The 11119-nt window shown below is 60.2% G+C and carries 9 protein-coding genes; 4 read left to right on the forward strand and 5 right to left on the reverse strand.

The features are described from left to right. Positions 1 to 89 precede the first annotated feature (89 nt). The 4 genes from glp to HMCN_RS0115510 all read right to left on the reverse strand — a co-directional run bounded on the left by glp (position 90) and on the right by HMCN_RS0115510 (position 3858). A complete protein-coding gene (gene glp / locus HMCN_RS0115495) occupies positions 90 to 1376 on the reverse strand; it encodes a gephyrin-like molybdotransferase Glp (protein ID WP_025918234.1) in 1287 nt (428 codons plus the stop codon). 70 nt (positions 1377 to 1446) lie between these two features. Beyond that, the gene (mobA, locus tag HMCN_RS0115500) at positions 1447 to 2043 is read right to left on the reverse strand and encodes a molybdenum cofactor guanylyltransferase MobA (RefSeq protein WP_025918235.1); all 597 of its coding nucleotides are present in this window, start codon (positions 2041 to 2043) and stop codon (positions 1447 to 1449) included. Between the two features lie 49 nt (positions 2044 to 2092). Next, entirely contained in the window at positions 2093 to 3208 is a 1116-nt protein-coding gene (gene moaA / locus HMCN_RS0115505; protein ID WP_025918236.1) for a GTP 3',8-cyclase MoaA, read from the reverse strand. A gap of 188 nt (positions 3209 to 3396) precedes the next feature. After that, positions 3397 to 3858, reverse strand: a complete 462-nt coding sequence (locus tag HMCN_RS0115510; RefSeq protein WP_025918237.1) for a rhodanese-like domain-containing protein — start codon at positions 3856 to 3858, stop codon at positions 3397 to 3399. 412 nt (positions 3859 to 4270) lie between these two features. On the opposite strand from HMCN_RS0115510, the gene glnA reads away from it, so the two are divergent. The 4 genes from glnA to ntrC all read left to right on the forward strand — a co-directional run bounded on the left by glnA (position 4271) and on the right by ntrC (position 9105). Beyond that, on the forward strand, positions 4271 to 5686 hold the full coding sequence (glnA, locus tag HMCN_RS0115515) for a type I glutamate--ammonia ligase (RefSeq protein ID WP_025918238.1): 1416 nt from the start codon (positions 4271 to 4273) through the stop codon (positions 5684 to 5686). 190 nt (positions 5687 to 5876) lie between these two features. Further along, a complete protein-coding gene (locus tag HMCN_RS0115520; protein WP_025918239.1) occupies positions 5877 to 6380 on the forward strand; it encodes a DUF4124 domain-containing protein in 504 nt (167 codons plus the stop codon). A 58-nt stretch (positions 6381 to 6438) separates the two neighbouring features. Next, positions 6439 to 7539: a nitrogen regulation protein NR(II) gene (glnL, locus tag HMCN_RS0115525; RefSeq protein ID WP_193366424.1), complete on the forward strand. Its 1101-nt coding sequence runs from the start codon at positions 6439 to 6441 to the stop codon at positions 7537 to 7539. A 66-nt stretch (positions 7540 to 7605) separates the two neighbouring features. After that, positions 7606 to 9105: a nitrogen regulation protein NR(I) gene (gene ntrC / locus HMCN_RS0115530; protein ID WP_025918241.1), complete on the forward strand. Its 1500-nt coding sequence runs from the start codon at positions 7606 to 7608 to the stop codon at positions 9103 to 9105. Between the two features lie 117 nt (positions 9106 to 9222). On the opposite strand, the gene HMCN_RS0115535 is transcribed toward ntrC, so the two are convergent. Next, entirely contained in the window at positions 9223 to 10827 is a 1605-nt protein-coding gene (locus HMCN_RS0115535) for an NAD(P)/FAD-dependent oxidoreductase (RefSeq protein WP_025918242.1), read from the reverse strand. Between the last annotated feature and the right edge of the window lie 292 nt (positions 10828 to 11119).

Below are 11119 nucleotides of genomic sequence, written 5' to 3' on the forward strand. Positions count from 1 at the left end.
AACAGGAAACTGCGACATAGCCTATTTTTTGTCATACATGGCTATGTATCAATCATTGCCGGAGTGCGCAAACGGCGGCCGCACAATCTTTACAGCAAACCCTCGAACGGCATGACATCGACCGGTGCTCCCGCCGCCACATTGCCTTGCCCGTGATGCAGCACCACCATGCAATTCGCTTCCGACATCGAGCGCAGGATGCCGGAGCCCTGGCTGCCGGTGATGCGCACCTGCGGTTGTCCGCTGGCGTCGGTTGACAGGATGCCGCGCTGGTATTCGGTACGGCCGGGTTTTTTGCGAATCGCCGCCTGCGAACTGGCGCGCAGCAGCGGCAGCGGTGCCGGGCTGGCCCCCATCATGTGCAGCAGCGCGTCGCGCACCAGGAAGTAGAACGTCACCATCACCGCGACCGGATTGCCGGGCAGTCCGAACAGGATTGCGCTTCTGCCACCGGAATTGATGCGGCCGAAAGCCATTGGGCGGCCCGGGCGCATGCCGATGGTCCAGAATGCGACATCGCCCAGCTGCGCCATCATTTGCTTGGTGTAGTCGGCTGCACCGACCGAGACGCCGCCTGATGTGATGACGGCGTCGGCGTTTTCGCACGCGCTGCGAAAAGCCGTTTCCAGCGCGGCTGGCTCATCCCCGACCACGCCCATGTCGATTAGGTCGCAGCCGAGCCGGGTCAGCATGCCGTACAGAGTGTAACGATTGCTGTCATAGACGCAGCCGGCATCCAGCGGCTCGCCGACCGAGCGCAGTTCGTCGCCGGTGGAAAAGAACGCCACCCGCAGGCGGCGCTGTACCGGCGCTTCGGCAATCCCGAGCGAGGCCAGCAGGCCGAGGTCGGCGGGACGCAGTATCTTGCCCTTCTGTAATGCCGCCCGCCCGGCTGTCAGGTCTTCGCCCTTCAGGCGGCGGTTGTCGCCGGCCCTGACCACACCGGCCGGCAGAGTGACGCTGGCATCGCTGGCATCCTGGGTAAATTCCTGCGGCACCACGGTATCGCAGCCGTCCGGCATCACGCCACCGGTCATGATGCGCACGCATTCGCCGTTGCCGACCGCGCCGTCAAATGCGCGACCGGCGTAGGCGGTGCCGATGATGCGCAAGGTCAGGGCGGTATCTGCCACCAGATCGCCACCGCGCAAGGCGTAGCCGTCCATGGCCGAATTGTCATGCGCCGGGACATTGATCGGCGAAACGATGTCGGCGGCCAGCACGCGGTCGAGCGCGGCGCGGATCGTGACTTTTTCAATCGCATTTACCGGCTGGATGAAGCTGCGGATGATCTGTTGCGCGAGCGCAACCGGCAGCGCGTTGGGGTCGTAATCGGACAGGCAGCTGACAACGTCGGACAGGGCGGTTTCGGTCATGGCAAGTTGATGGCAGTAAAAGTTGGCGGCTTAAAGTGGCGGCCGCCTGTTGTGGATGGGGGGGCAGGGCTTAGAAGGGTTCGTACTTGCGCAATTCTTCCAGCGTGTTGATGTTGCGGAAGGCCGTTTCATCTTCGAATTGCGCTTCGACGGTTTTCAGATCGGCATACCAGCCATCGACCTTGCGGCCGCCGTTTTGCAAGTAGCCGGTCAATTGCGGCAGCAGGGAAGTCTTCAGCAGGCAAAACACCGGGTGCGGCTGGCGGGTTGGGCCTGCGCCGGTAACTGCGACTGCCAGGTCGGCATCCGCGGCTTGCAGCGCGGCCGACAGGCGCGCCACCAGATCGGTCGGCAGGAACGGCGTATCGCAAGGCGCAGTGACCAGATAGGGCGTGATGCAATGGTTCAGGCCGGTCTGCAGGCCGGCCAGCGGCCCGGCAAAATCGCCGAATTCATCCGGCCATACCGGCACCCCGAAGCCTTCGTACGGCGCCAGGTTCTGGTTTGCGTTGATCATCAGGTCGCCCACTTGCGGCGACAGGCGCAGCATCACATGCAGCGCCATCGGCGCGCCGCGAAACGGCTGCAAGCCCTTATCCACATGGCCCATGCGGGAACCGCGGCCGCCAGCCAGGATCAGGCCGCCAATGTCTTCCTGCTTAATCATGCCGAAATCCGATCGGGTAAATTCAAGGTCGTCTGCATGTGCTTGCCGATCAGCCGCCGATATACGACATCTCGACCTTTCTGGTCGCCGACGGCAGCTCGGATGTATTGGCGCTGCGCAGTTCCGAATAGCGGTCGGCGCGTCCCCGCCAAATCTGCGCCACCGCATTGGATATTTCATGATCGCTGCGGTTGCTGCGCAGCAGGGCGCGAAAATCGTGCCCCGAGCCGGCGAACAGGCAGGTGTAGATCTTGCCTTCGGTCGATAGTCTGGCGCGGTTGCAGTCGTGGCAGAACGCTTGCGTGACGCTGGAAATCAGGCCGATTTCACCACCGCCATCCTGATAGCGCCAGCGCCCGGCGGTCTCGCCCTGATAATTGGGCGCGACTTGCTGCAGCGGCAGTTCGGCATCGATGCGCCGCATTACCTCGGCCGACGGGATCACCTCATCCATCTTCCAGCCGTTGGAGGCGCCGACATCCATGTATTCGATGAAGCGCAGAATGTAGGGCGAGCCCTTGAAGTGGCGCGCCATCGGCAGGATTTCCTGCTCGTTCATGCCGCGCTTGACCACCATGTTGATCTTGATCGGGCCCAGTCCGGCCTGGTGCGCTGCGTCGATGCCTGCCAGCACATCGGTCACCGGAAAATCGACATCGTTCATGCGCTTGAATACCGCATCGTCGAGCGCATCGAGCGATACCGTGACGCGCTTCAAGCCGGCATCCCTCAATAGTCGGGCTTTTTTCGCCAGCAGCGAGCCGTTGGTGGTCAGTGTCAGGTCCAGTTCGCGGCCATCGGGCGTGCGCAGACTGCTGAGCATGCCGATCAGGCGCTCGATGTTCTTGCGCAGCAGCGGCTCACCGCCGGTCAGCCTGATTTTTTCGACTCCGTGGGCGACGAAGATGGCGGCCAGGCGGGTGATTTCTTCAAAAGTCAGCAATGCGCTATGCGGCAGGAATGCATAATCCTTGTCGAACACTTCCTTCGGCATGCAATACACGCAGCGGAAATTGCAGTGATCGGTCACGGAAATGCGCAGGTCATGCAGCGGGCGCGCCAGCGTGTCGCGCAACATGCCGTTCGGTGCTTCAAGCACCTGCGGTATCACCGGCACACTATTCAGGTTGCGGTAATCCGTAATCGGTATAAATTTTTCAGTCATGGCATCTCATGCATCGGTACTGGCGTTGATGTCGGCTGGATCGAACGCGGCTTTTTAAAACAAGATACCACGAGGGCGACTGTGACACAGGCGAACAGAGGCGAAAACCGGACCGGCGATACCGGCTTGCGCGTTTCGATACGGAAATCCCTGTGCCCGATTTCCGAATCAAACCTTGCCGCACCCAATCAGGCGCCGGTCCAGGGCAGTTCGGCATGGCACCAGCCGCCGACCGTTTTGCGATGGCCATCTGCGTTCTTGTTGCCTTCGAAGCCCTCCAGGATATCGAAGCAGTGCAGGTAGCCGTTTTCAGTGGCAAGTTTGGCCGCATGTCGGGAGCGCACACCGGAACGACACAAAAACAGCAAAATACTATCCTTGCTTGCCACATGTTCCAGCTGGGCCAGAAAATCCGGGTTCGGGACACCGCCCGGATAGGTGTTCCACTGCACCGCTGCATGCTGGATGTCGTTGATGTCGACCTTTCCGACCCAGTCGCGTTCGGCATTCGTGCGCACATCGATCAGTTTGATTTTGATGTTTGCCTGCAACAAGGCGAACGCTTCTTGCGGTGTAACAGAGCCGGCGTAGGGAAGTGATTGCTCGGTGCCGCGCTCTCTGGCGACGGCAAGGGTGTCATGGGGATTCATGTTCGACCTCGCTTGCATCATCAATTCGACAATTATAGTGCGTGAAACGCCATGCATGGCGTTCGATGACGCGAATCTGTCGTGAGATGCACGCACTATTCCGATGCAAAATAGAATATTTTTACTTTTTCTGCACCAAAAAAGTGCTTAATACTTTTAGTGCACCAATATGGTGAGTTTAGTCCGGAGGTGGCATGAGGGAAATCGCCTGTTATCAGGCCAAAATACGATGCGAAGTCGGCTCGATTTATATCTGCCAGAGCGGAAGTGCATGGCATGGAATCTGCTATCATCCTCCGCTGAGTTCTGGTCGCACTAGGATTTATCTGTACGTAAATTTGCACCACAGGGCCGGACACGTTGGCTCAATAACTAATTCGAATTATTTTTAGCTCTATTTGAGGAGTTTCGCATGGCAATGACAGCCGCAGAAGTCTTGAAGATGGCGAAAGACAACGAAGTCAAATTCGTCGATTTCCGCTTTGCAGATACAAAGGGTAAAGAGCAGCACGTGACGGTTCCGGTATCCCATTTCGATATGGATAAATTCGAGTCCGGCCACGCTTTCGACGGCTCCTCGGTCGCCGGTTGGAAAGGCATCGAAGCCTCCGACATGTTGCTGATGCCCGATCCGGCAACTGCCAATATCGATCCGTTCATGGAAGAAACCACATTGTTCATGCAGTGCGATGTGATCGAACCATCCGACGGCAAGGGCTACGACCGCGATCCGCGCTCGATCGCCAAGCGCGCCGAAGCCTATCTGAAATCCTCCGGCCTGGGCGATACCGCCTACTTCGGTCCGGAACCGGAATTCTTCATTTTTGACGGTGTGCGCTGGGGCGTCGACATGTCCGGCTGTTTCGTCAAGATCGATTCGGAAGAAGCGTCCTGGTCGACCGGCGCCAAGCTCGAAGGCGGCAACACCGGCCACCGTCCGGCCGTCAAGGGCGGCTATTTCCCGGTGCCGCCGGTCGACAGTTTCCAGGACATGCGTTCGGAAATGTGCCTGATCCTGGAGTCGCTCGGGATTCCGGTTGAAGTGCATCACCACGAAGTCGCCGGCGCCGGCCAGAATGAAATCGGCACCAAGTTCTCGACCCTGGTCGAGCGCGCCGACTGGACCCAGAACATGAAATACGTGATCTGGAACGTTGCCCACACCTATGGCAAGACCGCGACCTTCATGCCGAAGCCTATCGTTGGCGACAATGGCTCCGGCATGCATGTGCACCAGTCGGTCTGGAAAGACGGCAAGAACCTGTTCGCCGGCGACGGCTATGCCGGCTTGTCGGATTTCGCGCTGTACTATATCGGCGGCATCATCAAGCATGCGCGCGCGTTGAACGCGATCACCAATCCCGGCACCAACTCCTACAAGCGCCTGGTTCCAGGATATGAAGCACCGGTCAAGCTGGCGTATTCGGCCCGCAACCGCTCCGCTTCGATCCGTATTCCGCATGTGGCAAATCCGAAGGGACGCCGGGTCGAAGCGCGCTTCCCGGATCCTCTGGCCAATCCGTACCTGTGCTTTGCCGCGCTGCTGATGGCTGGCCTGGACGGGGTGCAGAACAAGATTCATCCGGGCGAAGCAGCGACCAAGGATCTGTACCATTTGCCGCCGGAGGAAGATGCGCTGATCCCGACCGTTTGCTCCTCGCTCGAGCAGGCGCTGGAAGCGCTGAACCAGGATCGCGAATTCCTGACCCGCGGCGGCGTGTTCAGCGACAGCATGATTGATGCCTACCTCGAACTGAAAATGCAGGAAGTGCAGCGCATGCGCATGACCACGCATCCGGTCGAATTCGACATGTACTACTCGGCATAACACGCGGCGCAAGGCGCGGGTTGGCAGACAGCAGGCGGGCAGGGCTTAGGCGCTGCCCGCCTGTTTCGTAATGAGGTATGGTTGCAAGAGCGGCGGTTGCAAGAGCGCACACCGGGCGGCAGTCGTTTGTATTGCATGGGTACTTGTCATAAACTAACAGGCGTTTTGAATCGCTTCAGAAAAAGGGTTTATGAAACAGCAATTTGTCGCACTGATGCGCGCATTGACTCTGTGTGCCGCAGCAATCGGATATGCACATGCGCAGTCCGAGGTGTATCTGTGCATCGATGAAAATGGCAAAAAGGAATACAAGAATACCGGCGCCACCAAGGGCTGCAAAAAAATTGATCTGCCCGGCATCACCACTTTCGCTGCACCGCCGGTAAAAGCGCCGGCGGCGGTTTCGGGCGGGAAACCGGCTCCCGCCACCCCGGCCGATTTCCCGAAGGTGGATGGCAATACGCAAAAAGAGCGCGACAACGATCGCAGGCAGATTCTGCAAAAAGAGTTGAAGGCCGAGCAGCAGAAACTGGATAGCCTGAAAAAAGAGTACAACAACGGCCAGCCGGAGCGCCTGGGCAGCGAGCGCAACTATGCCAAGTACCAGGAACGGGTCAAGGAAATGCAGGAAAACATTCACCGTTCGGAGCGCAATGTGGAAGCGTTGAATCGTGAAATCGGCAACATGAAATAATGCCCGGATGCGTGCCTGCCTGTTTGCGGGCTGCAGTGGATATTCCAGGGCCGCTGCAATGCGGCCCTGGTTTTTTGAGGCACATGTGAAAACTCCGTTAATTGCATTGCATGGTCTGGATCTGTTGTCGTCGGCCGTGATCGTGCTCGACGCGCAGGGTTGCATCACCTATGTCAATCCGGCGGCCGAAAATTTATTGGAAAGCGCATCCCGCACCCTCATGGGGCAGGCCTTGGAGGCTCTGTTCGTCAATGGTGCAGAGCTGGAGGCGGTATTCCGGCAGGCTTGTGCGCACCAGTTCTCCGACAAGCGCCAGGACCTGACGCTGCAGCGCAACGGGCGCGAGCCCTTGTGCGTGGACAGCATCATCACCGCGCTCGACAGCGCCGAGATGCCGGTATTGATCGAGCTGCGCGAAAACGTGCAGCAGCTCAAGCTGGACCGGGAAGAGCGGATGATCGACCAGAGCCAGGCCAACAAGGAACTGATCCGCAATCTGGCGCACGAAATCAAGAACCCGCTGGGCGGCATTCGCGGCGCCGCGCAATTGCTGGAGCTGGAACTGCCCGAGCGGCAGCTCAGGGAATTGCGCGAATACACGCAAGTCATCATCAAGGAAGCCGATCGCCTGCAAACCCTGGTGGACCGTTTGCTGGCGCCGCACCGGCGTCCGCATATCGTCGGCGACGTGAATATCCACGAAGTGTGCGAACGGGTGCGCAGCCTGATCGTGGCCGAATTTCCGCTCGGCTTGCGCATCAAGCGCGACTACGATCTGTCGATCCCGGAATTCCGGGGCGACAAGGAACAGCTGATTCAAGCGGTGCTGAACATTGCACACAATGCCGCACACGCGCTGTCGGAGCGGATTCTGGCCGGCGACGCCGAGTTGACCATCAAGACCCGCATCCTGCGCCAGGTCACTCTGGCCAAGGTGCGCTACAGGCTGGCATTAGACTTGCATATCATCGATAACGGACCGGGCATCCCGCCGGAAATCCAGGACCGCATTTTCTTCCCGCTGGTGTCGGGCCGGGATGGCGGTAGCGGATTGGGGCTGACGCTGGCGCAAACCTTCGTGCAGCAGCATCTGGGCGTGATCGAATGCGAAAGCCGGCCGGGATATACCGATTTCAGAATGCTGCTGCCGCTGCCATGATGCCGTGGCGATGGCGTCTGCCACACAACGAGCGTCACTGCCATAACGCGGGAACTACAAGAAACCATGAAGCCGATCTGGATTGTTGACGACGACGAATCGATACGCTGGGTGCTGGAAAAGGCGCTGGCGCGTGAAAACCTGAGCACCAGGAGCTTCTCCAACGCGCGTGATGCGATCGCCGCGCTGGAGGCCGGGACGCCGCAAGTGCTGGTGTCGGACATCCGGATGCCGGGCGCATCCGGGCTGGAACTGCTGCAGACCGTGAAGGCCAAATATCCGGGTTTGCCGGTGATCATTATGACCGCGTTCTCGGACCTGGATTCTGCGGTCGCGGCGTTTCAGGGCGGCGCCTTCGAATACCTGGCCAAGCCGTTCGATCTGGAGAAGGCGATCGAACTGATCCGGCGCGCGCTGGAAGAAAGCTTGCGCGAGGCCAGCGTTCCCCAAGCGATGAGCGAAACGCCGGAAATCCTCGGCCAGGCGCCGGCGATGCAGGACGTGTTTCGCGCCATCGGCCGGCTGGCGCAATCGAACGTGACGGTGTTGATTACCGGCGAATCCGGCTCCGGCAAGGAGCTGGTGGCGCGCGCGCTGCACAAGCACAGCCCGCGCGCGGCGCAGCCCTTCATCGCCCTGAATACCGCGGCGATACCGAAGGATTTGCTGGAGTCCGAACTGTTCGGCCACGAGCGCGGCGCGTTTACCGGGGCCCAGACTTCGCGCCGCGGCCGCTTCGAGCAAGCGGAGGGCGGCACGCTGTTCCTGGACGAGATCGGCGACATGCCGTTCGATCTGCAAACGCGCCTGTTGCGGGTGCTGTCGGACGGCCACTTCTACCGGGTCGGCGGCCATCAGCCGCAGAAGGCCAACGTGCGCGTGATCGCGGCCACCCATCAGAATCTGGAGCAGCGCGTCAGGGACGGGCTGTTTCGCGAGGATCTGTACCATCGCCTGAACGTGATCCGGCTGCGGCTGCCCAGTTTGCGCGAGCGGCGCGAAGACATTCCGTTGCTGACCCGCTACTTTCTGGCGCAAAGCGCCAAACAGCTGGGGGTGGAAGCCAAACGGATGTCGGAGCCGGCGATGCGGTTCCTGAGCGGGCTGGAATTGCCCGGCAACGTGCGCCAGCTGGAGAATCTGTGCAACTGGATCACCGTGATGGCGCCGGGGCAAACGGTCGAGGTCAAGGATTTGCCGCCCGATCTGGTCAGTTACCCGGTGGATGCGATTGTTCCTGCTGCCGGCCTACCGGCTGTCGAACGGTCGGTCGCCGACTTGGCGCCGGCCCCTGCGCATCCGGTCGCATTGCCCAGCCTGCCGGCGGCAGAAGGCGCGACCTGCTGGCAGATTTTGCTGGAGTCGGAAGCGGCCAGCCTGCTGGCCTCCGAGCGGCCGGAAGTCATGGAGGTGCTGGGCCGCCAGTTCGAATCGGTGCTGATCCGGGCTGCGCTCAAGCATACGCATGGACGCAAGAACGATGCGGCAGTGCGGCTCGGAATCGGCCGCAACACCATCACCCGCAAGATCCAGGAACTGGGGATAGACGGCGCCAGCGACGATTAGATATTTCCGAATTCTCGTATGATGAGGGAGTATGGTTGTTTTTATGCGACTGCAGCACATAAAATATGCGTCACTTGAAAATACCATGCACAGTATAAAATATTCGCAAAAATACGTTCAGGTACCCTGGTTGATGCTCAGCGCCAGTGCTTCGGCCACGCGGATGCCGTCTACTGCCGCCGACAGGATGCCGCCGGCGTAACCGGCGCCTTCGCCGGCCGGAAACAGTCCTCGGGTATTCAGGCTCTGCAAATCGTCGTCGCGGCGCTTGATGCGGATCGGCGACGAAGTGCGGGTCTCGACCCCGGTCAGCAGCGCGTCGTGCATCGCAAAGCCCTTGATCTGCTTGTCGAAAGCGGGAAAGGCTTCGCGCATCGCTGCGGTCGCGTAGTCGGGGATGGCGGTGGCGAGGTCGCCCAGATGCACGCCCGGCTTGTAGGATGGCAGCACGCTGCCAAATTCGCTCGAGGCACGGCCGGCGACAAAGTCGCCTACCAGTTGGCCGGGCGCATGATAGGCGCCGCCGCCGAGTTCGAACGCGCGCGACTCCCAATGGCGCTGGAACGCGATCCCGGCCAGCGGATCGCCCGGATAATCTTCCGGCGTGACGCCGACCACGATCGCGCTGTTGGCGTTGCGCTCGTTGCGCGAATACTGGCTCATGCCGTTGGTGACCACCCGGCCCGGTTCCGAAGTGGCCGCCACCACGGTGCCTCCCGGGCACATGCAAAAGCTGTACACCGCACGGCCGTTGGCGCTGTGGTGCACCAGCTTGTAATCGGCTGCGCCCAATATCGGATGGCCGGCATTCGGGCCGAAGCGGCACTGGTCGATCAGCGACTGCGGATGCTCGACCCGGAAACCGATCGAAAACGGCTTCGCTTCCACATACACGCCGCGCCGGTGCAGCATCTCGAAGGTGTCGCGGGCGCTGTGGCCGATCGCCAGCACCACATGTCGGGTCTCGATGCGTTCGCCGCCGGCCAGCAGCACGCCCTGCACCTGGCCATTTTCGATCTCGATGTCCTCGACCTTGCTCTGGAAGCGGATGGTGCCGCCCAGCGCTTCAATGGTGGCGCGCATCTGCTCCACCATCTTGACCAGGCGGAAGGTGCCGATGTGCGGCTTGCTGACATACATGATCTCTGCCGGCGCGCCGGCTTTGACGAATTCGGTCAGGACCTTGCGACCGTAATGTTTCGGGTCCTTGATCTGGCTGTACAGCTTGCCGTCCGAGAAGGTGCCGGCGCCGCCTTCGCCGAATTGCACGTTCGACTCCGGATTCAGCACGCCTTTGCGCCACAGGCCCCAGGTGTCCTTGGTGCGTTCGCGCACCGTCTTGCCGCGCTCCAGGATGATCGGATTGAAACCCATCTGCGCCAGGATCAGTCCGGCAAACAGGCCGCAGGGGCCGGTGCCGATCACCACCGGCCGCGTTTTGACGGTGCCGGCCTGGGTGACGAAATGGTAATCGGTATCGGGTGTGATGCCGACATGGCTGTCTTTCTGCATGCGCTGCAGGATCGCGGCGTCGTCCGTAGTGACTACGTCGAGCGAATAAATCAGCACGATCGCGCTTTTCTTGCGGGCATCGTAGCTGCGCTTGAACACCGTGTAGCTGACCAGCATCGCCTTTGGAATGTCCAGTCGCGCCAGGATGGCGGCCTCGATGTCGCCTGCCGCATGGTCCAGGGGGAGCTTCACTTCGTTCAATCGCAACATAACCGTATTCCGTATTCTGTATAAACCTGAGATAAGCCCGGCTGCAGACAGGGTGGCTGGCATCCGGCAGCGGGCAGGGCGCTATTTTAACGCCACAGGCCGATAAACTCAGTAAAAGCAGTTGACCATTGATTCAATCGTTAAGCGCTTGAAATCATTAGGCTATTTGGCCGCGCATACTTTCAGTCTCTGAAGCTGGGTGCTCCGATGCATGCTTGCAGCACACATCTTCGCTTGCAAACGGGCAAAACCGGACAAAACCATTGCGCAGCCGTTGCCATGGCGATCTGAT

The organism is Herminiimonas sp. CN, assembly GCF_000622895.1.
Lineage (GTDB): Bacteria > Pseudomonadota > Gammaproteobacteria > Burkholderiales > Burkholderiaceae_D > AVCC01.

Coding starts and splice junctions, on each gene's coding strand:
- glp (WP_025918234.1), bottom strand. CDS start 1,376: ATGACCGAAACCGCCCTGTCCGACGTTGTCAGCTGCCTGTCCGATTAC.
- mobA (WP_025918235.1), bottom strand. CDS start 2,043: ATGATTAAGCAGGAAGACATTGGCGGCCTGATCCTGGCTGGCGGCCGC.
- moaA (WP_025918236.1), bottom strand. CDS start 3,208: ATGACTGAAAAATTTATACCGATTACGGATTACCGCAACCTGAATAGT.
- HMCN_RS0115510 (WP_025918237.1), bottom strand. CDS start 3,858: ATGAATCCCCATGACACCCTTGCCGTCGCCAGAGAGCGCGGCACCGAG.
- glnA (WP_025918238.1), top strand. CDS start 4,271: ATGGCAATGACAGCCGCAGAAGTCTTGAAGATGGCGAAAGACAACGAA.
- HMCN_RS0115520 (WP_025918239.1), top strand. CDS start 5,877: ATGAAACAGCAATTTGTCGCACTGATGCGCGCATTGACTCTGTGTGCC.
- glnL (WP_193366424.1), top strand. CDS start 6,439: ATGCGGCCCTGGTTTTTTGAGGCACATGTGAAAACTCCGTTAATTGCA.
- ntrC (WP_025918241.1), top strand. CDS start 7,606: ATGAAGCCGATCTGGATTGTTGACGACGACGAATCGATACGCTGGGTG.
- HMCN_RS0115535 (WP_025918242.1), bottom strand. CDS start 10,827: ATGTTGCGATTGAACGAAGTGAAGCTCCCCCTGGACCATGCGGCAGGC.